We start from the raw sequence: 24,119 nt of genomic DNA, 5'->3' as shown, positions 1-24,119 counted from the left end.
CCAGGGGGCGTTACGCCTCCGCGGCCGCTCCTTCTCGTACGTCCTCGGGCTCCGGCTCCTGCTGTACGTACCGGAGCACGCCCCACATGGCGCGTTCGGTGTCCGGGGCGGCGGGACCGGGCTCGGCCCGGCAGGCGGTCAGCCCGGCCCGCAGCGCCTCGGCGTCGATCCCGGCGCCGATCATGACGAGCTGGGTGAGCCGCTCTTCGCCCCGCGCCCACGGCTGCGGCACGAAACGCAGGAACCGGCCGACCGCGTGCAGCGCGTACTTGTTGTCCCGGTCCCCCGCGCCGAAGTCCGCGAACCCCTTGATCCGGTAGAGGCCTTCGGGCCGCGAGTCGAGGAACGCGATGAAGCGGCGCGGGTCCATGGGGACGTCCGAGGTGAAGTCGACGCTCTCGTACGCCGCGTGCAGATGGTCCCCATGGTCGCCGTCGCCCTCCTCCTCCCGCAGCAGGTCCTCGAAGGTCAGCTGACGGACCTTCTCCTCACCGTCCGGCCGCAGCGCGGGATCGAAGAGCAGCTCGGGGTCGATCCGGCCGTGCACGGCGGAGATCACGGCGGCGGGCCGGCTCAGCTCCGCGACCGCCGCGCGCAGCCGCTCCTGCTCCGCCTCCCCCACCCGGTCGGTCTTGTTCAGGACGACGAGGTCCGCGACGGCGAGATGGCGGTCGATCTCCGGGTGGCGCTCGCGGGTCCCGTCGAACTCGGCGGCGTCGACGACCTCGACCAGACCCCCGTACAGGATGTGCGGGTTCTCGCTGGCCAGCAGCATCCGTACGAGCTCCTGGGGTTCGGCGAGGCCGCTCGCCTCGATGACGATCAGGTCCAGCCCGGCGGAGGGGCGGGTGAGCGTCTCCAGGAAGGTGTCGAGTTCGCTCGCGTCGACCACGCAGCACAGGCAGCCGTTGCCCAGGGAGACCGTCGACCCGACCTGCCCCGCGACGGTCATGGCGTCGATCTCGATGGCCCCGAAGTCGTTGACGATCACGCCGATCCGGGTGCCCTCGCGGTTGCGGAGGAGGTGGTTCAGGAGCGTGGTCTTGCCGGAGCCGAGAAAGCCCGCCAAGACGACGACCGGGATCTGCTGGGTGCGGGGCGGGGTCAACGGGGGCCTTCCTCGGCTGGGCGGTCAGGGCGCGGGGACCGGCTGCGGCGGGGGTGTGCCGATGTAGCGGGCCGCCGGGCGGATGATCTTCGAGTCCTCCGCCTGCTCCAGGATATTGGCGCTCCACCCGATCACCCGCGCCGCACAGAAGGTGGGCGTGAACATCGTGCGCGGCAGCCCGCAGAGCTCCATGACGACCCCGGCGTAGAACTCGACGTTGGTGTGCAGCTCACGCCCCGGCTTGAGCTCGGCGAGGATGGCCTCCACCTGCTGTTCGACCTCGACGGCGAAGTCGACGAGCGGCCCGCCGAAGCCCTGCGCGATGGACTTGAGCATCCGGGAGCGCGGGTCCTCGGTGCGGTAGACGGGGTGGCCGAAGCCCATGATGCGGCGGCCGGAGAGGACCTGTTCGCGGATCCAGCCGTCGATGCGGTCCGGGGTGCCGATGGCGTCCAGGGTGTCCAGCGCCCGGCTGGGGGCTCCGCCGTGCAGCGGTCCGGAGAGCGCGCCGACGGCGGCGACCAGGCAGGCGGCGACGTCGGCGCCGGTGGAGGCGACGACCCGGGCGGTGAACGTGGAGGCGTTGAAGCCGTGGTCCACGGTGGAGATCAGATACTGCTCCACGGCCCGGACCCGCTCGGGCTCCGCCTCCGTACCGGTGAGCATGTAGAGGTAGTTGGCCGCGTACGGCAGGTCCTCGCGGGGTTCGACGGGTTCGAGCCCCTCGCCGAGGCGCTGGAGCGCGGTGAGGATCGTGGGTACGGCGGCGCAGGCGGCCAGCGCGTCCGCGCGGCGGCTCCCGGCGTCCAGGTCGTAGACCGGGCGGTATCCGCCGGCGGCTCCGAGCAGCGACAGGGCCGTACGGAGTCCGGCGAGCGGCCCTGAGACGGCGCCCGCGCGGGCGATGGCGGGCAGCGCCTCGCGTACCTCGGCGGGGAGCGCGCGCAGCTTCGCCGTGCGGGCGGTGAAGTCGGCGGCCGCCGCCCGGTCGGGCAGCTCGCCGTGGAACATCAGGTACCAGACGTCCTCGAAGCTGCGGGTCTCCGCGAGTTCGATCGCCGAGAACTGCCGGTAGTGGTAGAAGCCCTCGCGCCCGCGGACGTCGCCGAGGGCGGTGTCGGTGACGACGACGCCGGCGAGACCGCGGGGGACGGCGGGGACGACAGGGGTGGTGGTCATGGCCGATCTCTCCTCCGTGCATGCAACATTGATTCGACTGTCCATGCTTGACGGGAAATCTGTCAATGTTGATTGAATCAATATTGAGGGCGGTGGATACGGTGGTCCCCATGACGGATCAACCAGAGCCCGGCCGACCGGACGCACCCCGGCTGACCACCCGTGAGGCGGCCGAGCTGCTGGGGGTGAAGCCGGAGACGGTGTACGCGTACGTCAGCCGGGGGCAGCTCAGCAGCGTGCGGGCGGCCGGGGGCCGGGGCAGCACCTTCGACGCCGACGAGGTGCGGGCCCTGGCCCGGCGCTCGGGGCGGCGCGAGCCGTCACCGGCCGGGGGCGACCTCGTGTTCCGTACCGGCATCACGCTCATCGAGGAGGACCGGTACTACTTCCGGGGCGTCGACGCGACGGAGCTGGCCCGGCGCCACAGCTACGAGGAGGTCGCGGAGTGGCTGTGGACCGGTGAGCTGCGCCCGGGCATCCGGTTCGAGGCGCCCCCGGAAACCCTGGCGGCCGCCCGCAGGACCGTCGGGGCGCTGCCCGCGCACAGCGGGTCGACGGACCGGCTGCGGGTGGCGGTGACCGCTGCCGCCGCCACGGATCCGCTGCGGTTCGACCTGTCGCCCGGGGCGGTGCTGAGCAGTGCGCGGAGCCTGATCCCGACGCTGGTGGGGGCGTTGCCGGTGGTCGGCGGCGCGCCGGAGGGCGAGGAGGGCTCCCCGGCACCTGAGACCGGCGAGTCTGCCCTGGCCCGGGCGCCCGAGGCCGACGGGAGTTCCCTGGCCCGGCAGCTGTGGCCCCGGCTGACCGCGCGGCCGGTGGACGCCCCGGCCCTCGCCGTCCTGGACGCGGCCCTGGCCCTGCTGATCGACCACGACCTGGCCGCCTCCACCCTGGCCGCCCGGGTCGCCGCCTCGGCGCACGCCCATCCGTACGCGGTGGTCTCCGCCGGCCTCGGGGTCCTGGAGGGCCCGCTGCACGGCGCCGCCAGCGGACTGGCCCACCGCATGCTCCAGGAGGCCGTGGACCGGGGCAGCGCGGTCCCCGTGGTCGCCGACCACCTGCGGACCGGGCGCCGGGTTCCGGGCCTGGGCCACCGGCTCTACCGGGGTGAGGACCCCCGGGCCCGCACCCTGTTCGCCCTGCTGGAGGACGTGCCACAGGCGGCCGGGGCGCTGGCGGCGGCCCGTGAGGTGGTCGCCACGACCGCCCGCCACGCGCCGCTGCACGCCAACATCGACCTGGCGCTCGCCGTCCTCTCCGTGGCCTGCGGGATGGCGGCGGAGGCGGGCGAGACGGTGTTCGCGGTCTCCCGCACGGCGGGGTGGATCGCGCACGCGCTGGAGGAGTACGGGGAGCGCCCGCTGCGGATCAGACCGAGCGGGCAGTACACCGGCCCCCGGCCGCCGCAGCCCACGCCGTGAAGCCAGGTCCGGACCAGCGCAAATGAGCTACGGATCAGAGGGAATTCTCGCGCGGCGGCTGGGCGGTGGATCCGCGCACCACGAGTTCGGGCTCGAAGAGCAGCTCGTCCGAGGGGACGGTCCGCCCGCCGATCTGCACCGAGAGCAGCTCCACGGCCGCGCGCCCCATGGCCTCGATGGGCTGGCGGACGGTGGTCAGCGGGGGCTCGGTGCAGTTCATGAACGCCGAGTCGTCGTAGCCCACGACCGAGACGTCGCCGGGGACCGAGAGCCCCCGGCGGCGGGCGGCCCGGACCGCGCCCAGGGCCAGCGGGTCGCTGGCGCAGATGATGCCGGTGACGCCCCGCTCCAGCAGCCGCATGGCGGCGGCCTGCCCGCCCTCCAGCGAGAACATCGCCCGCGCCACCCACTCGTCGGGGATGGATGTGCCGGTCTCCTCGGCGAGCACCCGGGCGGCGGCGAGCTTGCGCTGCGAGGGCACATGGTCGGAGGGGCCGAGGACGAGGCCGATGCGCTCGTGGCCGAGCGAGACGAGGTGGCGCCAGGCCTGTTCGACGGCGACCGAGTCGTCGCAGGAGACGCCCGGGAAGCCGAGCCGGTCGATGGCCGCGTTGATCAGGACGACGGGGATCTTGCGGTCGGCGAGCACCTTGTAGTGGTCGTGCGGGGCGTCCTCCTGGTGGTAGAGGCCGCCCGCGAAGACCACGCCGGAGACCTGCTGCTGGAGGAGGAGTTCGACGTAGTCGGCCTCCGAGACGCCGCCCTTGGTCTGCGTGCAGAGCACCGGGGTGAGCCCCTGCTGGGCGAGTGCGCCGCCGACCACTTCGGCGAAGGCCGGGAAGATCGGGTTCTGAAGCTCGGGCAGGACGAGGCCGACCAGCCGGGCCCGCTCGCCGCGCAACTGGGTGGGCCGCTCGTAGCCGAGGACGTCCAGCGCGGAGAGGACGGCCTGCCGGGTGGCGTCGGAGACGCCCGGCTTGCCGTTCAGCACCCGGCTGACCGTCGCCTCGCTGACTCCCACCTTCTGGGCCACTTGAGCAAGTCGTCGCGTCATGAGCGCAAGATTAGCGCAAGAAGTGCAAGTGGATTGCGCTCCTGGCGAACTCCCCGCAACGCCCCCAGAACGCCCGTACGAGAACGCTCACAGAAGCCGCGCCACCAGGCAAGAGGGGGACGGCTCGGGTTTCCCGGGGCGGACCTCCGCCCGCCCCGGGGATTTCCGCCGGGCCCCCGCGCCCTTTACCGTCTCTACGATGAACGCCCCACCGACCTCCGGCCGGGGACCGCGCCGGTTCGGCTGGCCGCAGCGAGTCTTCTCGCAGGTCCTGCTGATGCAGCTGGCCATCATCACGGGCGTCACCGTGCTGGTCACCGGCCTGTTCCTGGCCCCCCTCAGCGCCCAGCTGGACGACGAGGCGATGCGCCGCGCCCTGGCCATCGCCCAGAGCACGGCCGCCCGGCCCGGCATCGCCGAGGACCTGCGCACCACCGAGCCGTCCGCGCTCGGCCCCGTACAGTCCGCCGCCGAGCAGATCAGGCGGGCCACCGGCGCGGAGTACGTCGTCGTGATGGACCGCCGGGGCGTGCGCTGGTCGCACCCGGAGGCGGACCGGATCGGCGAGGTGGTCTCCACCGACCCCGGGGACGCGCTCCGGGGCCGGGAGGTCATGGAGATCGACAGCGGGACCCTGGGCCGCTCTGCCCGGGGCAAGGTGCCACTGCACGGCGCCGGGGACGAGGTGGTCGGCGCGGTCTCGGTCGGGATCGAGTACGACAGCGTCCGCGCCCGCCTCCTGGGCGCGATCCCGGGGCTCCTCGCGTACGCCGGAACAGCCCTGGCGGTCGGCGCTCTCGCCGCGTACCTGATCTCCCGACGGCTGCAACGGCAGACCCATGACCTGGCGTTCTCCGACATCTCCGCGCTGCTGACCGAGCGCGAGGCGATGCTGCACTCCATCCGCGAGGGGGTCGTCGCACTCGACGGGACGGGCCGGATCCGGCTGCTGAACGACGAGGCGCAGCGGCTGCTCGGGCTCGGCCCCGAGGCGGCGGGACGGCCGCTGGAAGAGGTGCTGGCCGGCGGCCGGACGGCGGACGTGCTGGCAGGGCGGGTGGTCGGCGAGGACCTGCTGACCGTCCGGGGGAGCCGGGTGCTGCTGGCCAACCGGATGGAGACGGACGACGGCGGGGCCGTGGTCACCCTGCGCGACCGGACCGAGCTGGAACACCTCGGCCGCGAACTCGACTCCACCACCGGGCTGATCGACGCGCTGCGCGCCCAGGACCATGAGCACGCCAACCGGCTCCACACCCTGCTGGGGCTGCTGGAGCTGGAGATGCACGAGGACGCCATGGAGTTCGTGACGGAGGTGGTGGGCGTCCACCGGGCGACGGCGGAGCAGGTCACGGAGAAGGTGCGGGACCCGCTGCTGGCCGCGCTGCTCGTCGGCAAGGCGACGGTGGCCGCGGAGCGCGGTGTCTCGCTGCGGCTGGCGCCCGGCACGCTGCTGCCGGACCGGGTGGTGGACCCGCGCGGCCTGGTCACGGTGGTCGGCAACCTCGTCGACAACGCCACGGACGCGGCGGCCGGGTCGGCGGACGCCCGGATCGAGGTGGGGCTGCGGGCCGAGGGCCGTACGGTGGAGCTGCGGGTACGGGACAGCGGCCCCGGGATCGCCCCGGAGCAGCACGCGTCGATCTTCACCGAGGGCTGGTCCACCAAGGACCTCCCGGCCCACGGCAAACGGGGCCTGGGGCTCCCCCTGGTCCGCAGGCTCGCGGAGCGCCAGGGAGGCAGCGTGGCGGTCTCGGCGGCGGACGGCGGGGGCGCGGAGTTCACGGTCGTCCTCCCGGAGGCGCTGGCCGCGCCGGAACCGGTGGATGAGGTCCTGACAGGAGAGAACCGGTGATCCAGGTCCTGATCGTGGACGACGACCTCCGGGTGGCGGAGATCAACGCGGCGTACGTCGCCAAGGTCGCCGGATTCCGGGTGGCCGCGCAGGCCCACTCGGCGGCGCAGGCGCTGGCCGTGGTCGAGGAGGTGCCCGTGGACCTGATCCTGCTGGACCACTACCTCCCGGACCGCAACGGTCTCGCCGTCGTGCGGGAGCTGCGCCGGCTGGGCCGCCAGGTCGACGTGATCATGGTGACCGCCGCCCGGGACGTGGCGACCGTGCAGGACGCGATGCGGCACGGCGCGCTCCAGTACCTGGTCAAGCCGTTCACGTACGCCGGTCTGCGCTCCAAGCTGGAGGCGTACGCGGCGCTGCGCCACACCCTCGACGGCGGCGGGCAGGCCGAGCAGGCTGAGGTGGACCGGCTCTTCGGCGCCCTGTGGGCGGCGGGCGAGCCGGAGCTGCCCAAGGGCCACTCCCCCACCACCGCCGAGCTCGTACGGCGGGCGCTGCGCGACGCGGACGGCCCGCTCTCCGCCCAGGAGATCGCGGAGAGCGCGGGGATGAGCCGGCAGACGGCACAGCGCTATCTGAAGCTGCTGGAGCGGACGGGGAAGGTCCGGCTGACGCTGCGGTACGGCGAGACGGGCCGCCCGGAACACCGCTACTCCTGGGCGTAGGAGCCTTTTTCAGGCGGCCCCCGCCCCCGTGAGCGCCCGGACCTCGCTCTCCGCGTGCTTGGCCTCGTCCGGCTGCTCGCGCGAGGTGACCGTGCCGAGCCATCCCGCCAGGAAGCCGAGCGGGATCGAGACGAGCCCCGGGTTCTCCAGCGGGAAGAGCTGGAAGTCGACGCCCGGGAAGAGCGATGTGGGGCTGCCCGAGACGACGGGTGAGACCAGGACCAGGACGACGGCCGGGACGAGGCCGCCGTACACCGCCCAGACCGCGCCCCGGGTGGTGAAGTTCCGCCAGAACAGCGAGTAGAGCAGGGCCGGGAGGTTCGCGGAGGCGGCCACCGCGAAGGCGAGGCCGACGAGGAACGCCACGTTGAGGTTCTGGGCGAGCAGGCCGAGCGCGATGGCGACCGCCCCGATCCCGGCGGCGGCGATCCGGGCGACGGCCACCTCGCCGTACTGCTTGCGGCCCGGACGGCGGAGCGAGGCGTACAGGTCGTGGGCGACGGAGGCCGAGGAGGCGAGCGTGATGCCCGCGACGACGGCCAGGATCGTGGCGAAGGCGATGGCGGCGACCACGGCGAAGAGAACCGTTCCGCCGGTGGAACCCTCGCCGCCCCCGAGGTTGAGGGCCAGCAGCGGTACGGCGGTGTTGCCCGCCGCGTTCGAGGAGCGGACCTCGGCGGAGCCGACCAGGGCGGCGGCGCCGAAGCCGAGCACGATCGTCATCAGGTAGAAGCTGCCGATGAGGCCGATGGACCAGACGACGGACCGGCGTGCGGCGCGGGCGGTGGGCACGGTGTAGAAGCGCGACAGGATGTGCGGCAGCCCCGCCGTGCCCAGGACGAGGGCGACGCCCAGGCTGATGAAGTCGAACCGGGAGATCCAGTCGCCGCCGTAGCGCAGGCCGGGGGCGAGGAAGTCCTTGCCGTGGCCGCTGCGTTCGGCGGCGGTGTTGAGCAGGCTGTTGACGTCACCCCGGAAGTGGACCAGGACGAGCACGGTCAGGGCGACGGCCCCGCCCATCAGCAGCACGGCCTTGACGATCTGGATCCAGGTGGTGGCGCGCATCCCGCCGAAGGAGACGTAGACGACCATGAGCGCGCCGACGCCGACGACGGTCCAGGACCGGGCCGCGTCGCTCGTCCCGCCGAGCAGCAGGGCCACCAGGGAGCCCGCGCCGACCATCTGGGCGACGAGGTAGAGGACGGAGACGGTGACCGAGGAGGTGCCGAGGGCGGTGCGCACCGGGCGCTCGGCCATGCGGGCGGCGACCACGTCGGCGAGGGTGAACCGGCCGCAGTTGCGGACGAGTTCGGCCACCAGCAGCAGGACGACCAGCCAGGCGACCAGGAAGCCGACCGAGTAGAGCATGCCGTCGTAGCCGAAGAGGGCGATCAGCCCGGAGATGCCGAGGAAGGAGGCGGCCGACATGTAGTCGCCGGCGATGGCGAATCCGTTCTCCATGGGCGAGAAGAGGCGGCCTCCGGCGTAGAACTCCTCGGCGGAACCCTGCCGGTCGCGGCTGACCCAGGTGGTGATGAAGAGCGTCACCGCGATGAACGCGCAGAACAGCAGCAGGGCGAGTGTCTGGTGGTCGCCTCTCAACGTCCCCGCCCTCCTGTCGCCGCCTGTGCGGCTCCCCGCGTCATCTCCTGGGTGTCCCATCGCAGATCGAGGGCCGCCCGGTCCCTGCGCAGCCGTGCGTGGCGTGCGTACGCCCAGGTCAGCAGGAAGGTGGTGAGGAACTGGCCGAGACCCGCCACCATCGCCACGTTGACCGCGCCGGCGACCGGGCGGGCCATCAGCCCGGGCGCCGAGGTGGCCGCGACGACGTACGCGAGGTACCAGAGGAGGAAGGCGAGGGCGGCGGGCGCGACGAAGCGGCGGTAGCGGCGGCGGACCTCGCGGAAGGCCTCGCTGCGGTGCACCTCCAGGTAGATCTCGGCCGCGGTCGGCCCGGGCGGCGGCTCCCCGGGGCCGGGCGCGCCGTCCGCCGCCTCGCCTCCCGTGCCGTCCGTCTCGCCCCAGCCCGCTGCCGACGCCTCGTACCACGGGTCGTCGAGCCGCACGCCTGCGGCCGTCGGCCCTGCTTCCTTCTCCACCGAGCAACTCCCTTGTCCACGGACCTTTTCGGCCGCGTGGCCCACCATGAGCGGTAAGGGAAGATCCCGGACGCGTCATTCGCCCGAATTCACCTCTTCAGGTGACAGAAGTCCCGGACGGCTGCGGTACGAGCCCCTGAACGCAAGCGGCCCCCGCCCTTCCGGTGATCCGGGAGGGCGGGGGCCGCAGACGTCGGTGCGACGGTACGGCGGTGCTACGCGTCGATGCGCGAGCGGTCCAGGGTCGCCGCCGAGCTGGTGATGAACTCCTTGCGGGGCGCGACCTCGTTGCCCATCAGGAGGTCGAAGACCTGCTCGGAGGATTCCAGGTCGCCGATGTTGATCCGGCGCAGCGTGCGGTGGCGCGGGTCCATCGTGGTCTCGGCCAGCTGGTCGGCGTCCATCTCGCCCAGGCCCTTGTAGCGCTGGATGGACTCCTTGATCCGGACGTTCTTGCGCTGGAACTCCAGCAGCGTCTGGCGCAGCTCGTTGTCCGAGTACGTGTACACGTACTTGTCCTGGCCCTTCTTGGGCTGGACCAACTCGATCCGGTGCAGCGGGGGCACGGCGGCGAAGACCCGGCCGGCCTCGACCATCGGGCGCATGTAGCGCTGGAAGAGGGTCAGCAGCAGGGTGCGGATGTGGGAGCCGTCCACATCGGCGTCGGTCATCATGATGACCTTGCCGTAGCGGGCGGCGTCGATGTCGAAGGTCCGGCCGGACCCGGCTCCTATGACCTGGATGATGGCGCCGCACTCGGCGTTCTTCAGCATGTCCGAGACGGACGACTTCTGGACGTTGAGGATCTTGCCGCGGATCGGCAGGAGCGCCTGGAACTCGCTGTTCCGGGCCAGCTTGGCGGTGCCGAGCGCCGAGTCGCCCTCGACGATGAAGAGCTCGCTGCGCTCCACGTCGTCGCTGCGGCAGTCGGCCAGCTTGGCGGGGAGCGAGGAGGACTCCAGCGCGGTCTTGCGGCGCTGGGCGTCCTTGTGCTGGCGGGCGGCGATCCGCGTACGGGCGGCGGCGACGGCCTTCTCCAGGACGGCCCGGGCCTGCGCCTTGGCGTCCCGCTTGGTGGAGGTCAGGAACGCCTTCAGCTCCTTGGCGACCACGGCCGCGACGATCCGGTTGGCCGCCGAGGTGCCGAGCACCTCCTTGGTCTGCCCCTCGAACTGCGGCTCCGCCAGCCGTACGGTGACGACGGCGGTGAGCCCTTCGAGGGCGTCGTCCTTGACCACGTCGTCCTCGGCGACCCGCAGCATCTTCGCGGAGCGGAGCGCCTCGTTCACCGTCTTGGTGAGGGAGCGCTCGAAACCGCTGACGTGGGTGCCGCCCTTGGGGGTGGCGATGATGTTGACGAAGGAGCGGACGGTGGTGTCGTAGCCGGTGCCCCAGCGCAGCGCGATGTCGACGCCGAGCTCCCGGGTGACCTCGGTCGCGGTCATGTGGCCGCGGTCGTCGAGGACCGGGACGGTCTCCTTGAAGGTGCCGGTGCCGGTCAGCCGCTGGACGTCGCAGACGGCCTTGTCCTGCGCCAGGTACTCGCAGAACTCGCTGATGCCGCCGTCGAAGCGGAACGTCTCCTCGGTCTTGCCCTCCCCGTCGAGGCCGCGCTCGTCGCGGACGACGATGGTGAGGCCGGGGACGAGGAAGGCCGTCTGGCGGGCCCGCTGGTAGAGGGTCTCCAGATTGAGCTTGGCGTCCTTGAGGAAGATCTGCCGGTCCGCCCAGTACCTGACCCGGGTACCGGTACGGGTCTTGGGGACCCGCTTGCCCTTGCGGAGGCCGTTGGCCGGGTCGAAGGGGCTGTCGGGGCCCTGCTCGGTGAACATGCCCGGAACGCCGCGGCGGAAGCTGATGGAGTGGGTCGCGCTGTTGCGGTCGACCTCGACGTCCAGGCGGGCGGAGAGGGCGTTGACCACGGAGGCGCCGACGCCGTGGAGGCCGCCGGAGGCCGCGTAGGAGCCGCCGCCGAACTTGCCGCCGGCGTGCAGCTTGGTCATGACGACCTCGATGCCGGAGAGCCCGGTCTTGGGCTCCACGTCCACGGGGATGCCGCGGCCGTTGTCCCGGACCTCGACGGAGGCGTCGTCGTGGAGGATGACCTCGATGTGGTCGCAGTGACCGCCCAGGGCCTCGTCGACGGAGTTGTCGATGATCTCCCAGAGGCAGTGCATGAGCCCGCGGCTGTCGGTGGACCCGATGTACATCCCGGGGCGCTTGCGGACCGCCTCAAGTCCTTCGAGGACGAGAAGGTGCCGCGCGGTGTAGTTGGAGCTGTCCCGGTCGCCGCCTGCTGCGGTCAGCATCGCGGTGGACGGCACGGACGTTTCGGCGGTCACGCGGTTCGCTCCTCGCTGAATTTCATCTGGGCCCCTGGTGGGTATCACGGTCGGCTTCGGTTGCCGCTGAGAGCCTACAGAGGCCTGGTAGAGCGGTTGTAACGCCACCCTCGGGGAATCCTCATGCTAGTCGAGCCTCATCCGGGCTCGCATGGATGTTCGATCATTCGTCGGAGTGACGTGCACATCACGTTCCCTTCGAGGCATGAACCATTTAGGCTCCGGGCACGTCCTCATGAACAAACCGGCAAGCCGGCCGGAGGGACCCACCCCCAAGACAAGCAATGCGAAACCGTAGCGCTCCGCATACGGCACATTCGCCGCCAACCGGCAACTGACAGCCATCCCGAGAAGAAGTTTCGAAGAAAAGCCACGAGCGGGAACGTTTTCGGCCTGGTTGGATGTTGACCCTGGTACGACAGCTCGTCGAGCTAGAGAAGAGGCGACGTGACTACTGTTCTGACCCCCGCGAGCCCGCTGACCGCAGCAGACCGCTGTGACCGTTGCGGCGCCCAGGCCTATCTGCGCGTCGTCCTGATCAGCGGCGGTGAACTGCTCTTCTGCGCCCACCACGGGCGCAAGTTCGAGCCGGAACTCAAGAAGATCGCCGCGGAAATACAGGATGAGACGGATCGGCTCACCGCCGTACAGGCGACTGCTGCCGACGAGGAACAACACTGACACCTCGCATCCACGACGAGCCAGGGGCCGGTCCAGGACCGGCCGACGGGCGGCACCCCCACCAAGGGGTGCCGCCCGTTCTCGTACGTCGGCGGGTCTTCCGGGCCCGCTGAGCCGGCCACGGAGTCCGCGGTGACCGCTCCCCGGCCGGCCGCCGGCCTCCGGGCGCCCGCTCAGCCCCTCAGATGCGGCCCTCGGCCCACTTCAGGGCCGCCGAGACCCGGGTGTACACCCCGGGGCTGCCCGCACGCCCGCAGCCGCTCCCCCAGGAGACCAGGCCGATGAGGCGCCCACGGGCCACCAGCGGCCCGCCGCTGTCGCCCTGGCACGCGTCCCGCCCACCGGCCGGGTGGCCCGCACAGAGCATCCCTGAGGCGTCGTACGTGCCCTCCTGGCCGCCCGGGTAGGCCCGGGCGCACTCGCTGTCCGGCAGGACCTGGACCCGGGCGGAGCGCAGCACGGAGGCGTACGTACCGCTTCCGGTCGTGTCCCCCCACCCGTAGACCGCCGCCGCCGTCCCGGCCCGGTACGCCTCATCCCCCGCTCGGGCCATCGGGATGACGCTGCCCTGGGGCAGGGCCCGGGCCAGGGTCAGCACCGCGAGGTCTCCGGCGTTGGTGGCGGAGTCGTACGCCGGATTGACCCAGACGCTCCGGACCGGGATCTCCTGACCGCTCCGGTCACTCAACCGGTCCCTTCCGGCGATGACGCGCAGGTCCTTCGCCCTGCTCACCGGTCCGCCGAGCGCCTCTTCACCCAGACAGTGGGCGACCGTCAGGATCTTCGTCGGCGCCACGGCGACGCCGCCGCAGAACTGGCCGGCGCGCGCCCCGCCGAACCGGTCACGACTCGACAGGGCCACCGCCCAGGGGCTGTCCGCCACAGGGGTGGCCTGCCCGCCGACGACGATGCTGTCGGCGGCGGCCGGGATCGGTGCGGCGAACGGCAGCGCGGCTGCTGCCGTGAGGGCGAGGACCCCGGTCAGGGCACGGACGACGGGACGGGGCATGAAGGCTCCTGACACTGAGGTGGAAACGTTTCACCCAGCGTGATCCAGCCCGTCCCCCCGCGCACCCGCGGACACGCCGGAGGGCCCGGATCCCTGGGGATCCGGGCCCTTCGGCGGTGAATCTTCCGCCCTGTGTTCTAGTCCAGGTAGTCGCGCAGTATGAGCCACTGAGCGGTGTGCCCACCTGCGAAAACACTGGTCAGCGTCGAGCGCTGTGCCCTGCACTACCTTCTACTACCGGTCACCAGGATGGTCAAACGGACACCGGGAGACTCAAGGCCGAGCGCCCCTTGCGCGTGGCACAAGCTACCGGCCAGGTTTGCAGCGAAATGCCTGTTCAGAGGCCCTTTCGGCGGCGTAGCGTGGACGCGCAACCCGATCGAAAGGGTGATCAAAATGCTCCCCGACCTCTCCGCCTCCATCGCCCGGATGGACCGAGACGACCTGGCCGCCTTGGCTGACGTACTGCCATCCTTCAAGTGGCTGGCCCCCGAGGGGAGCGAGCGGCGCTTCTGGGCGGACACACTCGTGGGCCAGGTGATCGCCGCGCAGGAAGTGCGTGAGCGGGCAGCTACCGTCTGCCGAGGCGCGACACGAAGTCGCTGACGAACTTCTCCACCTCTGCCTTCGTCGTGGTGTCCCGCACGTCCAGGCGGTCGACCCACTGGACTCCGGCGTTGATCAACAGTCGGGCGCGGCTGTGATCGTTCGAGGCTCGCTTGGGGCCTTCGTGATGGGGCCCATCCACCTCGATCACACCAGCACGCCCCTTGTAAGTGATCAAGAAGTCCGGTTCGAAGGTGTGCTGGGGCACACGCACTGCAACGAGAGGCATGATCCCGATCGTCTCGTTCTCCGGCAGGCGGGCCTGATGTTCCTTCAGGACTTGGTAGACGTTGTACTCCCACTCGTTCGTAAAGTGGAGGCCGTCCTGCATGGGGTGTTGTGGCTCCACGCGCACACGCCGCGCCTGATTGGTGGGGCGTGTGCCACTGGCCGCCTTGAGCTGCTTCCTCCAGTCAAGACCGACACTTGGAAGGATCGGCCGTACGCCGAGGTCTTCCTTGATCTCGAACTTGTCTCGGCGCGTGGCAGCCCGCATCACTCCCCAGATTCGATTGCGGCTCTCCTCCGTGAACTGAGGGACGAGATGGGGCTCCACCTCTAGGTACGCGTCGTAGAAGTCCACGCCCCAGTCTTGCCCGCTGTACTCCAGGTCCAGCGTCACAAGTTCAGCGAGCATGACGGCCAGCTCAGCAGCCTTCGCATCCCCCTCCTGATGGAGAAGAACCGCAGTGGTGCCGAGTACCTTCTCGCAGCGAAGGCGGTGAACCTCTTCCTCTGACATGCCGTTGGGGTTGGTCAGCATGTCGTCCAGGGAGCGCAGCGCATCAGACATAGGACTGATTGTCGCACCAGGCACTGACAATCAGGTTGCTTCGAGCGGGAGTTCGGAAGCTTCTGCCGTTCCGACTGCCTCCGCGATCTTGGCAACGGCGTCGGCGCGCATCATGCCCAGGTGGACGTACGGCTTGCCGCTGTGGGTGACCATCGGCCGCACGCTGCCCCAGACGCCTTCCGGAAGCCCCAGCCCGGCCAGAGCGGCCCTGATGGCCTCTGCCGCGTCGTCGGCGGCCTTGCGGCCGTCCCGGTACGTCTGCATCTCCATCGGCATCAGTGGCTCCCCGAAGCGTGGTCGCGGATCTTCGTGGCGTGGTTGGCGGCCCGCGAGATGTCCCCGGCCTCCTCGGCCGTCTTGAGGCTCCGCCATTCGGTCCGGCAAGTCGCGCAGCCCGGAGCCGGGGCGCAGTCCAGCAGCCATGCATTGAACCCCACCGGCAGCTCTACCGGCCGCTCCTGAGTCGTCTTATGGCGCATCGTCAATCTCTCCCCGGCTGCGAACGGGTGTGGCAGGAGAGCCCTGGTCAGGCCCTGCCCTGACGCTAGGGATCGCCCGCGCCGTGACTCCACTTCCTTGCACAGACTTGCACGCCAATTTCCCCCACACGAGGCGGTGTTGACGCGTCCGGCCAGGCAGGGAAGGCTCATGCAAGTCCGAGCAAGCACCTGGAGCCGGGAGGCTGGCATGTCCGTAGAGTTCGTGGGGATCGACCCCAACACCGACCGCGACCACTGCCCGACCGTGTGGGCCGACGCAGAGGCGCAGGAAGTCCTCTTCCAAGGCTGGAAGCCTGACGCGCAGACCCACGCGCAGTGCGAGGCGACCAGTCCGGCGAACGGCTCGGTGCCGGACACGGAAGCGATCATCCGGATTCCGGCCCGGATGATCCCGATGATCAGGGAGGCTTGTGATGCCGTCGAGCGTGCCCAGCTTCGGTGAGCTGCTGGGGAAGTGCCAGCGGTCCGCCGTCCACCTGGAGATGCGCGACTCCTACGCGCCTACGGAGCGATTCGAGGCGTGGCAGCGGGGAGAGCGCATCAACTGGGCGGACCGGGAGTCCTGGTGGCATCCCTACGACCAACTGATCTCCGACACCGTGGCCCGTGGCGTCACCATCCGGCGTGCCCGGATCGTCTCGGAGCCGGTGAGCGAGTACATCCGCTGGGAGCACTACGTCACCCACGCCAACGTGACAGCGGGCGAACAGGTCCGATGGCTACCCAGAAGGTTGGCGACCGGCATTTCGTTGCCGGGCAACGACTTCTGGCTGTTCGACGGCACCCTGTTGCGGGTTCACCACTTCTCGGGTGACGGTGCCGTGGTGGAGGACGAGATCACGGACGAGCCGGCGGTTGCCGACCTGTGCCGCTCCGCATTCGAGAGCGTCTGGCAACTCGCCACCCCACACGAACAGTTCGAGATCTGACAGAACGGCCAGTTCGTTGCCCCACCACCCGTCCCCCAACGTCCAGAAGGCACGCGAGGCTCTAGCTGCCCGCCTTCGGGAACTCCGCCTGGACGCCGGTATTTCGGGGCGCGAACTGGCCGTCCGCTGCGGATGGCACGAGTCGAAGTCCTCGCGGATCGAGAACGCCCGAACGCCCCCGTCAGACGCCGACATTCGGGCCTGGTGCGTCGCCTGTGGAGCCTCTGAGCAAGCGGACGACCTGGCGGCGGCCAACCGGCAGTCGGCGGAGGCGTACGTCCAGTGGAGGCGGCTCCAGGGCACCGGCCTGCGACGCTTGCAGGAGAGCGGGGCGTCCCTGTACGACCGCACCAAGCTGTTCCGCGTCTACTGCTCCGACGTGATCCCCGGGTTCCTCCAGACGCCTGAGTACGCCACGGCGCTGCTCTCGTCCATCGCGGCCTTCCGGGGGACCAAGAACGACGTGGGCGAGGCCGTGGCGGCCCGCATGGACCGCAACCGGGTCATCCGGGAGGGCAACCGCCGGTTCTTGATCGTGCTGGAGGAGTCGGTTCTGCGGTACCGCGTCGCCGACGCCGAGACGATGGCCGCTCAGTACGGGCACCTCCTGGCCGTCATGGCCCTGCCCAGGGTCGCCGTGGGCATCATCCCGTTCGCCGCTGAGCGGACCGCCTGGCCGATGGCCACCTTCACCATGTTCGACAAGAAGAGGGTCCATGCTGACACGCTGGACGCCGCCCAGACCCTCGTTCAACCGGGCCAAGTGAAGCTGTATACGCGGGCGTTCGATCGACTCTCTGAGCACGCTGTGCGGGGGCAGGCGGCCCGTGGAATCATCGCCAACGCTATTACGGCTCTCGACCGCTAATTGGGCGTCACTTCGCCCGACACTCCCGACAACGCCTCTGCCCTTCCGGAAGGCTCCCCTTCCCTCCCATACAGGGCTTTCCGCACCCCGCGCAGGGGACGACGCCGGTTTTCCGGGACGGCATCCCGTTAGCGCGGGCATTGGCGTACCAATCCCGGTACGCCTTTGCCCGTCGAGCCCGCACGCACTCCAGCTCTCGGCAGAACTTCCGGCCTTTTCTCCCCTCGAACGGTGTTCCACATCCAATACACAGCCGACGATGCATAATCGGCCTCCAATCTATACGGTGAATATGCAGTGCCGCATGAATATGCGGCGAATATGCAGCCCGGTCAGGGGGTGCGGCCTGCGCCCCTCCGCCGGCTCGAATCGATCATGCCTCTGACCTGCATGTTTATTGAGTTCTCGTCAGTCTGACGAATAGGGAGGGAAACGGTTCACAGGGGCGGGGGTCGTCCGGGGGGTAGACATCGGCCGCATACCCACCCCCCGGGGTGGCTGCATGAGTATGCAGCGTTTATGCATGGCTCCGAGTTGGGGCCCCGTTCGCGCGCGAGGGTCCGCCGGGGGTGGGTGCTTTTACCCCCACGGGCGACCGATGGCGGTAGGTAGTGCGCTTCTTCGCGGCCAGTACGCGGTCATGGGTCCGTTCCCTGCGTTCCGTTCGCCTGGAGACGCCTTGAGGGGGTAATTGCGGCCCACTCTCCGACTGTCGGTGTCGCGCTCGGCGATGGCGGCAAGGGCTTCGCTTGGGAATTCGAGTGAATTGGTCACAGAATCACTTGTCCAAAAGGCTCAGGATTGCGCATACGTGCCACATTCCGGCGTCTCGTCATCATTGGGCAATGATTCCAATGAGTGGAAGGCAACAGGTTTTCAAGTTCAGTGTTTCGGAAGCAGCAGAAACGCAACGATGAGTAGGATTCCGTAATCGATTCAGCGATCAGGGAACACCTACTCATCGTGTGGTGGGTGGTGGTGCCGGGTCTCCTGTGCCGCACCACCCACGCGGGGCCTGGCAGTGGGGAGTTCAGGAAGCTGCACGTCGGCAGGCGACCAGCTCTGCACGGGTCGGCAGTCGTGGCAGCAGCTTGCGACGCAGCACTACTTCGGCTTCGAGTTCTCGGTGTGTGGTTGAGCCGGGGTACAGGGCCGCGAAGTGGTCCCTGTCCATGCACGCGTAGCCCAGTTGGAGGTCCGCTTGAGTAACGTCCGCAGGTTTCATGGCAGTTCGCCGATCTGCGGGTCAATCGGGGAGCCGGGGGCCCAACAGGAGGGCCCCCGGTTTGCGGGGCGTTACCCGGTCACTCGGTCAGGTCGATGACCCGGAAGGCGGCCGGGCGGTTCACGGCGAACCCGAAACGGCCTTCCGCCCGGAACTTGGCCCGGTTGGTGTCGAACAGGGCCCCGGACGCGTCCACGTCGATCGTGGTGCCCTGCCGGACGTAGAGGCGGCACTGCGACCAGTCGGCGAGGAGCGCCGAGCCGGCGGGCACCGAAGTGGTCACGACACGGGGGATGTTGCCGAAGATGTTGATGTAGGCGAATCCGCCGTCAGCGCTTCCGCCCACGTACTCCCCGTCAGCCGTGAGGAGGAGGTCGAGGACTTCGGCGTCGGCCGGGTTGAGCGCCCAGGCGGTGGGGGCCTCGTGGGCGTTCTGCATGGCCGTGAGGGCCTTCCGGAGGGTGACCGGGATGCTGCTGCTGTACGCGGTCGTCCCGACGCCGGAGGTCTCCAGGATGCCGACGACGTTCTCACCGCCGGTCGCCCCGCTCACGATGTCGGCTTCGAGGGCGTCCAGGACGCCCCGAGACATCTCCGACTCCAGGAAGGGCCGAAGGTCCTTGTGGTCGGCGAAGAGACGCAGCGGGACGGGCTCCGACAGGTGTGCGTACACCCTCACCCGGTCCTGCTTGGAGGCCACGGTGTAGATCGACGTGGGCTTGGTGGTGCTGTCCGGCGTCGCGGCTGCGTTGTCCGTACGGACGGTCTGCTGGAGGTACTCGTACTCGTTGCCGGGGACGGACTGGACGTTCACGATGAGGTCGAGCAGCCGGGCCGGGTTGGTCGGCATGGTGAACAGGCCGGTACGGACCATCGTGGGGGCGTCCACGCTGCCGGACGTGAGGGCCTTGACGCCGTTCCGCTCGGCCGCCTTGGTGAGGGCCTGGGCGGTGTCCTCCGCCCACTGGTGGGCCCCGTGAGCGGTATTGGTGGTCGCAGACTTGTGCGAGCCGGTGACGCCGGTCTTGAACGCCTGCGCGCCGTCGCCGGACAGTCGGCCGGACGCCTCGCCCATCGCCTTGAGTTCGGCGACGCGGACGCTGAGCGCCTTGATCTTGGCGAGCTTTTCGGCATTGGTGCCGCTGATGCTGCGGATCTTGGCGACATCGTGGCCGCCGTCCTCGGTGCGGGCCTCATTGAGCAGGGCCGCGAGTTCTTCCTGAACGGCGTGAAGGGTGGGGAATTCCATGACAGTTGTCCTCTTCTGGAGTGTGTACGTGGGTTTTCCGTACGCTCCGAGGACCACCTAGCCATCGGTGCGGCGACAGCCGCCCAGCCGCCGGGAAGTGGAGCAGGAAGCCGCTTTCCCTGTGACGCATTCCGAGGGCCGCCCAGCCACTCGCGTCTGCGGTAGGTAGCCACCTAGCTACCGAGGGAAAAGGAAAGAGAGGGTGCCACAGTGGTCGCGGCACCCTCTCCCAACTCATGAAGCGTTCCCGCGCTCTATTCGAGAGTACGCCTATCTCCCTCTATTCCGGAATAGAGGATACGGCGTGGTATGCGTCACACCTGACTCTCGGTTTCCATCCGGTCGAATTCGAGCCCTTGAGCCCGCCAAAGCGGCCACGTCGGGTCGCCCGTTTCCTTGCGTCGTTTCGCTTCGTGCGCGAACTGTTCGGAGTGAGGTTTATTCCATATCGGAGCCACCCCGATGCCTCGGGAATGCATTTCGCGCATCTCGCCTATCTGCCCTACGCGAACGCGTGCGGACCGAATAAAGCGGTCCCAGTCGGCATTGGTGATGGCGAAATGCTCGCCTGCGGAATTTATCAGCCGGCCAAATGGATGCGTCCAGGATTGAGGGATCTCCGTCCAGCTCTCGAAATCCTCGGGAAGGGGGACAGGGGTGCCGTAGGTCTCGGCCCAACCATCGGGGACGAGGTCAGGGAAGTTGGGGGTCTCGCTCATGGCGGATTCCTTTCGGGTGGGGCGTCCAGTTCGGTACGCCCAGCGAGGAGGCTGTGCGGCGTCCTGACGGCTTCGCGGTGCCGATCGGTCTCGTTGTGCGGGGAGGGCGGCGAACGGCTCCCTGTGGGCCGTCCAGCCGCCGGGCCATGAGCGCCTGGCCTGACCGATGGCCCAATAGAAAAGGGGGGCCCTCTTAGGCACTTCTGGCCCAATGGCCCAACGGCCCAACCGTAGAGAGAATATATATCTTGACCTGGTATTTCTTACTCTCTGTGTTGGGTTAGCGTCGGGCCACTAGGGTTGGCCCAATGGACGCTCTGGCCCGACGAACACGCCTCGTTGGGCCGTTGGGCCATTGGGCCACACGCGCTGGGCGTCATGGGCTCAGCTCCCATATCGCGGGCCCGTTTCCGTTGACGCGACTCGACGTGCACATGCGAGCGGCTACGCGCCGCAGGGTGCGTTCTGCGTGCTTCCCTCTGGCCGCTGCGACGACTTCGGCCCTGGTCGCCGCCCCGTGGGTCATCAGGTAGTCACGGAGCCATTCGCGGGCATCTGCGGCCTTGCCTCCGTCTCCCTGATCGGCGATGAGATCGCCAACCGTCTTGTGCGTGCGGACCATTTCGCCGATACGGGATGTCTCGATGTACTCCCCGTTCGCCGAGTACCCGAAATCTTCGATCGTGTACTCAAGTGATTCGATTCGGCTTTTCTTCGACAGGTTCGACTTTTCCTGAGACATCACGTAATGCCCAGGGTTCTCGTCGTCTTCGATGATTCCGATAGCTGAGCGACATACGTTGCCCTGTTCTGAGCTTCCCATGATGGCTTCGAGGAGGTCCCCGGAGTGCCCCTTGCGGGTGTGAGCCAGCCCAACGACAGCGATTTCGTATTTCGTGGCCATGCGCTGAATGGCTTCGAATACCTTGCGCATGTCACTCTGGTCGTTCCTCTTGCCGTGTCCCAGGTTGGAGGACAGGGGGTCGAACATTATGCATACGGCGTTCGCCTCGCGGGCGAGTTCACCGAAGCGTTCACAGTCACGGCTCATGTCGATGAGGCCGCCGTTTTCCAGCGTCACTAGGCGCACGCGCGCCATATCTGCACCGGCCGCTACGAAACGCGGCTTAACTGTTCGTTCGATGTCGTCTTCGTTGGCGACGTACAGAATATCGCGGGGTTGGCCGAAATGCTGCCCTAGCAGCCGTCCAGTTGTGATGTCCGCGCCGAGTTTGGCCAGCATGGTTGATTTGCCGACCCCACCCTTTCCGGCGATCAGGGTTACTTCGCCTACCGGAACGCGGTCTTTCCAGATCCAATCCGTCCGCTTCTCGCTGATTTCGGTCATGGGTACTGCTTTCAGGCGGCGGGCGGCATCCTTCTCGGCTTCCAGCTCTTCATCGGCCTGACGTGATGCCTTCTTGCGTGCCAGCTCGTATTCAGCTCGTTGGGCCACTTCCAGTTGCCGCCGGTCGGTTTCTATCAGGGCAAGGCGGTCGCTCGGCGTGAGTTCATCATCCGGTCCGACGGGCAACGGTCGGTCGAAAATGGGGTGTGTGCCGGACCCGCTCGGCGGGGTTTCAGTGCCGGAATGCGGCTGTACCATGAGGGTTACCTCTTTCAGGTATGAACGCCGACCAGTTCGCGGGTCCGAACGGTTGACGGTTACGGCCCCCGGCTGCTTTCCCCGGGGGTCGTTTCATTTCTTGATCAGGGCGTCGATCTCGGCGAGATCCCAACGGGCCTGCCCGTTACCAGATTTGCCGTGATTGGTGAGCCGTCCGGTCTTGCTCCGGTTGTAGATCCACCGTTGGGCCTGTTCCTTGCTCGCCCCTTCGCGGACAAGGAACGCCACCGCGACATCAGTGGGGACGATCACGGATTTCATGCAGCCTCGGTTTCTGTGTCGTCGTCGGCCGGGCTGTCGAGTAGCCCGAGCAGTACGGCTATGCGGCGCAACTGGGCGTCGGTCAGGTCGGGTTCGCCCAGCGGCTCCACGGGGGCGTTCACCGGTCGTTCCCGTCGTCGGCGAAGAACTCGCCGGGGGTCACGTCCAGGGCGTCAGCGAGGGCGCACAGGGCTTTCACGGACGGCGTGGCGAGCCCGCGTTCGTACCCGTAGAGGCTCTGGGGGTCGTAGCCGATCTTGGCCCCGAGCTTGGCCCGGGAGATGGGCTTGGCGTCGCGGGCGGCACGGAGGGCGTGGCGGTTGAAGTGGGAGGCCATGTCGGGGCCCTTTCGAGGGGGCCGGTGCGGGGTGCCCCGGCTGTGCCTCCAACGCTCCCGGTGCCCTGCGACAGAACTATCCGAATCGGGGCCATGAGGACCCCGTTTAGCCCCCGGGCGAGCCCTCGCTACCGCCACAGGCCAGGGGAAACGCCCAGGTCCGCGCGAGTTCGGTTGATCTTCACCTTCGGATTCGTGGAAGTCCATCTAGAGGTAGATGTTGCCGGGTCCTTCCAAGCGTCCAAGGGGCCTGAGCGCCCGGGGCACATATGCGCACGAGAAGAGACCGCCCAGGAGGTTCCTGGACGGCCTCTCGGTGGACCTGTCCTACGCGGCGCGGCGAGCGATGGAGGACTTCAATGCGAGGGCCTGGAAGTACGCCCTGCGGGCCGCCTGGGCCCGCTTGGCCCTCTCCTGCGGGGCGAGCCGGCCCGCAGGGTCCACCTGATCCTCGAAGCGTTTCAGGAAGGCTTCACGGGCCGCCGAGGTGGCACCCGAGGGGTCGTCCTCCCTCGCCCACCTGGTGTACGCGGCAGCGCGGGCTTTCGTGCGGCGTTGCTCTGGAGTCACGGGCAGGCCCTCTCTCTCGGGGAGGAGCACACCGTACGAGGAGCCTGCCGACAGCCTCACCAGTCGCCGAGGGACAGCCTTCGCGCTTCGTCGGCGGCTCTGCGCTGGCTGGTCGCCCTGGTGTACCGGTCGATCATGTCCCGGCGGCTCCATCCCGCCACGGCCATCAGGCCACCCTCGGAACCGCCCGCAGCAAGCCACCTACCGGCCGCCGTGTGCCGCAGAACGTGGGGGTGGAAGCCTTCGATTCCGGCTGCCTCCGCTCGGCCTTTGAGCGCGCTGTAGAGGGCCTGATAGCTGAACCCGCGCTGACGGTCTCCGAGCCACAGAGCGTCCAGCTCTGCCATGCGGTGCCCCCGGCGGGCTCGGAGGTATCGATCGATCGCACGGCCCGTCTGCGGCCCGAACGGCACCGGCCGCCCCCTGCCGCCCTTGCCCCGTTGCACGATCGCCACCCCGGCCTTCAAATCCACGTCGGGCGTGGTCATGCCAACGACCTCACCGGCACGGAGCCCCGTCTCCACCATGAGCCGGATGATCGCTTCGTCACGCCGGGCCCGGAAGTCGTTGCCCGTGCAGACCTTCACCAGAGCCCGAAGCTGCTCGTCGTCCAGTTCGGGGATGACCTTGTGGTCCAGCTTCGGCGGCTTGAGCGCCGAAAGGGCGTCGGCCGCGATCTCGCCCTCATCGGCGAGCCACGCCGAGAAGCGACGTACCGCGAGCTGTCGGCTACGTGCTGTGGATGCCGACGCCCCCGCGTCCAGCAGGGCCGCCACGAACGCGTTCACGGTCGGCCGATCGAGTGACGGGGCCCGGCCCTCGCGCTCGGCCCACCGGATGAACGCGCGCACTCCGTCGCCGTACGTCTTGAGCGTCTGGGCGCTCTTACGCTCGGCTGACAGGTGCAGCAACCATGAATCGAGATATGCCGCTATGTCCGTGATGTTCATTCCGCCAGACCTTACGTTCCGTGTGTCGATACCTTGACCGGGAGCGCTGTGCCCGACGAAAAAGGCCCCGAC

The 24,119-nt window shown here is 69.1% G+C and carries 25 protein-coding genes; 7 read left to right on the top strand and 18 right to left on the bottom strand.

Features of this window, described 5'->3' with window-relative positions:
• Positions 1-10: 10 nt before the first annotated feature.
• On the bottom strand, positions 11-1,108 hold the full coding sequence (locus GTY67_RS27275; protein ID WP_161280606.1) for a GTP-binding protein: 1,098 nt from the start codon (positions 1,106-1,108) through the stop codon (positions 11-13).
• A gap of 24 nt (positions 1,109-1,132) precedes the next feature.
• On the bottom strand, positions 1,133-2,287 hold the full coding sequence (locus GTY67_RS27270) for a citrate synthase (protein ID WP_161280605.1): 1,155 nt from the start codon (positions 2,285-2,287) through the stop codon (positions 1,133-1,135).
• Positions 2,288-2,397: 110 nt separating this feature from the next.
• On the opposite strand from GTY67_RS27270, the gene GTY67_RS27265 reads away from it, so the two are divergent.
• The gene (locus GTY67_RS27265; RefSeq protein WP_161280604.1) at positions 2,398-3,708 is read left to right on the top strand and encodes a citrate synthase; all 1,311 of its coding nucleotides are present in this window, start codon (positions 2,398-2,400) and stop codon (positions 3,706-3,708) included.
• A gap of 34 nt (positions 3,709-3,742) precedes the next feature.
• On the opposite strand, the gene GTY67_RS27260 is transcribed toward GTY67_RS27265, so the two are convergent.
• Positions 3,743-4,762 carry a LacI family DNA-binding transcriptional regulator gene (locus GTY67_RS27260; RefSeq protein WP_030571386.1) on the bottom strand — a complete coding sequence of 340 codons (1,020 nt, stop codon included), beginning with the start codon at positions 4,760-4,762 and terminating at the stop codon, positions 3,743-3,745.
• Between the two features lie 199 nt (positions 4,763-4,961).
• Here GTY67_RS27260 and GTY67_RS27255 point away from each other — a divergent pair, with 199 nt between their 5' ends.
• On the top strand, positions 4,962-6,617 hold the full coding sequence (locus tag GTY67_RS27255; protein ID WP_161280603.1) for a sensor histidine kinase: 1,656 nt from the start codon (positions 4,962-4,964) through the stop codon (positions 6,615-6,617).
• A complete protein-coding gene (locus tag GTY67_RS27250; protein ID WP_161280602.1) occupies positions 6,614-7,282 on the top strand; it encodes a response regulator in 669 nt (222 codons plus the stop codon). The genes GTY67_RS27255 and GTY67_RS27250 overlap by 4 nt, the downstream gene beginning before the upstream one ends.
• 9 nt (positions 7,283-7,291) lie before the next feature.
• On the opposite strand, the gene GTY67_RS27245 is transcribed toward GTY67_RS27250, so the two are convergent.
• The 3 genes from GTY67_RS27245 to GTY67_RS27235 all read right to left on the bottom strand — a co-directional run bounded on the left by GTY67_RS27245 (position 7,292) and on the right by GTY67_RS27235 (position 11,723).
• Entirely contained in the window at positions 7,292-8,884 is a 1,593-nt protein-coding gene (locus GTY67_RS27245; RefSeq protein WP_161280601.1) for a cation acetate symporter, read from the bottom strand.
• The gene (locus tag GTY67_RS27240; protein WP_161281608.1) at positions 8,881-9,348 is read right to left on the bottom strand and encodes a DUF485 domain-containing protein; all 468 of its coding nucleotides are present in this window, start codon (positions 9,346-9,348) and stop codon (positions 8,881-8,883) included. Before GTY67_RS27240 ends, GTY67_RS27245 begins: the two co-directional genes overlap by 4 nt.
• 248 nt (positions 9,349-9,596) lie before the next feature.
• The gene (locus tag GTY67_RS27235; protein ID WP_093692306.1) at positions 9,597-11,723 is read right to left on the bottom strand and encodes a DNA topoisomerase IV subunit B; all 2,127 of its coding nucleotides are present in this window, start codon (positions 11,721-11,723) and stop codon (positions 9,597-9,599) included.
• Positions 11,724-12,170: 447 nt separating this feature from the next.
• Here GTY67_RS27235 and GTY67_RS27230 point away from each other — a divergent pair, with 447 nt between their 5' ends.
• On the top strand, positions 12,171-12,404 hold the full coding sequence (locus GTY67_RS27230) for a hypothetical protein (RefSeq protein ID WP_073803639.1): 234 nt from the start codon (positions 12,171-12,173) through the stop codon (positions 12,402-12,404).
• Positions 12,405-12,585: 181 nt separating this feature from the next.
• On the opposite strand, the gene GTY67_RS27225 is transcribed toward GTY67_RS27230, so the two are convergent.
• From GTY67_RS27225 to GTY67_RS27210, 4 genes are all read right to left on the bottom strand, one after another.
• Positions 12,586-13,413 carry a serine protease gene (locus GTY67_RS27225; protein ID WP_161280600.1) on the bottom strand — a complete coding sequence of 276 codons (828 nt, stop codon included), beginning with the start codon at positions 13,411-13,413 and terminating at the stop codon, positions 12,586-12,588.
• A gap of 571 nt (positions 13,414-13,984) precedes the next feature.
• Complete coding sequence (locus tag GTY67_RS27220) at positions 13,985-14,812, bottom strand: hypothetical protein (RefSeq protein ID WP_161280599.1); 828 nt, start codon at positions 14,810-14,812, stop codon at positions 13,985-13,987.
• A 30-nt stretch (positions 14,813-14,842) separates the two neighbouring features.
• Positions 14,843-15,088, bottom strand: a complete 246-nt coding sequence (locus GTY67_RS27215) for a hypothetical protein (protein ID WP_237502928.1) — start codon at positions 15,086-15,088, stop codon at positions 14,843-14,845.
• The gene (locus GTY67_RS27210; protein WP_237502927.1) at positions 15,088-15,249 is read right to left on the bottom strand and encodes a hypothetical protein; all 162 of its coding nucleotides are present in this window, start codon (positions 15,247-15,249) and stop codon (positions 15,088-15,090) included. Before GTY67_RS27210 ends, GTY67_RS27215 begins: the two co-directional genes overlap by 1 nt.
• Positions 15,250-15,499: 250 nt before the next feature.
• Here GTY67_RS27210 and GTY67_RS27205 point away from each other — a divergent pair, with 250 nt between their 5' ends.
• The 3 genes from GTY67_RS27205 to GTY67_RS27195 are packed head-to-tail and all read left to right on the top strand — an operon-like array spanning position 15,500 to position 17,109.
• Positions 15,500-15,754, top strand: a complete 255-nt coding sequence (locus GTY67_RS27205) for a hypothetical protein (protein WP_161280597.1) — start codon at positions 15,500-15,502, stop codon at positions 15,752-15,754.
• Positions 15,726-16,241, top strand: coding sequence for a DUF6879 family protein (locus tag GTY67_RS27200; protein WP_161280596.1), 516 nt, complete (start codon positions 15,726-15,728; stop codon positions 16,239-16,241). Before GTY67_RS27205 ends, GTY67_RS27200 begins: the two co-directional genes overlap by 29 nt.
• Before the next feature lie 16 nt (positions 16,242-16,257).
• Positions 16,258-17,109, top strand: coding sequence for a helix-turn-helix transcriptional regulator (locus tag GTY67_RS27195; protein ID WP_161280595.1), 852 nt, complete (start codon positions 16,258-16,260; stop codon positions 17,107-17,109).
• 1,304 nt (positions 17,110-18,413) lie between these two features.
• Here GTY67_RS27195 and GTY67_RS27190 read toward each other — a convergent pair.
• The 8 genes from GTY67_RS27190 to GTY67_RS27160 form a co-directional block, all read right to left on the bottom strand.
• Complete coding sequence (locus tag GTY67_RS27190; protein ID WP_161280594.1) at positions 18,414-19,583, bottom strand: phage major capsid protein; 1,170 nt, start codon at positions 19,581-19,583, stop codon at positions 18,414-18,416.
• 314 nt (positions 19,584-19,897) lie between these two features.
• Positions 19,898-20,302 carry a hypothetical protein gene (locus GTY67_RS27185; protein ID WP_161280593.1) on the bottom strand — a complete coding sequence of 135 codons (405 nt, stop codon included), beginning with the start codon at positions 20,300-20,302 and terminating at the stop codon, positions 19,898-19,900.
• A 376-nt stretch (positions 20,303-20,678) separates the two neighbouring features.
• The gene (locus GTY67_RS27180; protein WP_161280592.1) at positions 20,679-21,908 is read right to left on the bottom strand and encodes an AAA family ATPase; all 1,230 of its coding nucleotides are present in this window, start codon (positions 21,906-21,908) and stop codon (positions 20,679-20,681) included.
• Between the two features lie 93 nt (positions 21,909-22,001).
• Complete coding sequence (locus tag GTY67_RS27175; protein ID WP_093755806.1) at positions 22,002-22,190, bottom strand: hypothetical protein; 189 nt, start codon at positions 22,188-22,190, stop codon at positions 22,002-22,004.
• The gene (locus tag GTY67_RS35375; RefSeq protein ID WP_272925845.1) at positions 22,187-22,312 is read right to left on the bottom strand and encodes a hypothetical protein; all 126 of its coding nucleotides are present in this window, start codon (positions 22,310-22,312) and stop codon (positions 22,187-22,189) included. Before GTY67_RS35375 ends, GTY67_RS27175 begins: the two co-directional genes overlap by 4 nt.
• Positions 22,309-22,527, bottom strand: coding sequence for a helix-turn-helix transcriptional regulator (locus GTY67_RS27170; RefSeq protein WP_161280591.1), 219 nt, complete (start codon positions 22,525-22,527; stop codon positions 22,309-22,311). Before GTY67_RS27170 ends, GTY67_RS35375 begins: the two co-directional genes overlap by 4 nt.
• 327 nt (positions 22,528-22,854) lie before the next feature.
• Positions 22,855-23,097, bottom strand: coding sequence for a hypothetical protein (locus GTY67_RS27165; protein WP_093755818.1), 243 nt, complete (start codon positions 23,095-23,097; stop codon positions 22,855-22,857).
• A gap of 56 nt (positions 23,098-23,153) precedes the next feature.
• Positions 23,154-24,047: a tyrosine-type recombinase/integrase gene (locus GTY67_RS27160; RefSeq protein ID WP_161280590.1), complete on the bottom strand. Its 894-nt coding sequence runs from the start codon at positions 24,045-24,047 to the stop codon at positions 23,154-23,156.
• Positions 24,048-24,119: the final 72 nt, after the last annotated feature.

This window comes from Streptomyces sp. SID8374 (assembly GCF_009865135.1).
In the GTDB taxonomy this organism is placed as follows: domain Bacteria; phylum Actinomycetota; class Actinomycetes; order Streptomycetales; family Streptomycetaceae; genus Streptomyces.
The sequence above is the reverse complement of the archived record's forward strand: the minus strand, read 5'-3'. Positions and strand labels throughout refer to the sequence as shown.

What these genes read in the sequence shown, in the direction of transcription:
- GTY67_RS27270 (WP_161280605.1), bottom strand. Translation starts at nt 2,287, where the DNA reads ATGACCACCACCCCTGTCGTCCCCGCCGTCCCCCGCGGTCTCGCCGGC.
- GTY67_RS27265 (WP_161280604.1), top strand. Translation starts at nt 2,398, where the DNA reads ATGACGGATCAACCAGAGCCCGGCCGACCGGACGCACCCCGGCTGACC.
- GTY67_RS27260 (WP_030571386.1), bottom strand. Translation starts at nt 4,762, where the DNA reads ATGACGCGACGACTTGCTCAAGTGGCCCAGAAGGTGGGAGTCAGCGAG.
- GTY67_RS27255 (WP_161280603.1), top strand. Translation starts at nt 4,962, where the DNA reads ATGAACGCCCCACCGACCTCCGGCCGGGGACCGCGCCGGTTCGGCTGG.
- GTY67_RS27225 (WP_161280600.1), bottom strand. Translation starts at nt 13,413, where the DNA reads ATGCCCCGTCCCGTCGTCCGTGCCCTGACCGGGGTCCTCGCCCTCACG.
- GTY67_RS27220 (WP_161280599.1), bottom strand. Translation starts at nt 14,812, where the DNA reads ATGTCTGATGCGCTGCGCTCCCTGGACGACATGCTGACCAACCCCAAC.
- GTY67_RS27215 (WP_237502928.1), bottom strand. Translation starts at nt 15,088, where the DNA reads ATGCCGATGGAGATGCAGACGTACCGGGACGGCCGCAAGGCCGCCGAC.
- GTY67_RS27205 (WP_161280597.1), top strand. Translation starts at nt 15,500, where the DNA reads ATGTCCGTAGAGTTCGTGGGGATCGACCCCAACACCGACCGCGACCAC.
- GTY67_RS27200 (WP_161280596.1), top strand. Translation starts at nt 15,726, where the DNA reads ATGCCGTCGAGCGTGCCCAGCTTCGGTGAGCTGCTGGGGAAGTGCCAG.
- GTY67_RS27190 (WP_161280594.1), bottom strand. Translation starts at nt 19,583, where the DNA reads ATGGAATTCCCCACCCTTCACGCCGTTCAGGAAGAACTCGCGGCCCTG.
- GTY67_RS27185 (WP_161280593.1), bottom strand. Translation starts at nt 20,302, where the DNA reads ATGAGCGAGACCCCCAACTTCCCTGACCTCGTCCCCGATGGTTGGGCC.
- GTY67_RS27180 (WP_161280592.1), bottom strand. Translation starts at nt 21,908, where the DNA reads ATGGTACAGCCGCATTCCGGCACTGAAACCCCGCCGAGCGGGTCCGGC.
- GTY67_RS27175 (WP_093755806.1), bottom strand. Translation starts at nt 22,190, where the DNA reads ATGAAATCCGTGATCGTCCCCACTGATGTCGCGGTGGCGTTCCTTGTC.
- GTY67_RS27170 (WP_161280591.1), bottom strand. Translation starts at nt 22,527, where the DNA reads ATGGCCTCCCACTTCAACCGCCACGCCCTCCGTGCCGCCCGCGACGCC.
- GTY67_RS27160 (WP_161280590.1), bottom strand. Translation starts at nt 24,047, where the DNA reads ATGAACATCACGGACATAGCGGCATATCTCGATTCATGGTTGCTGCAC.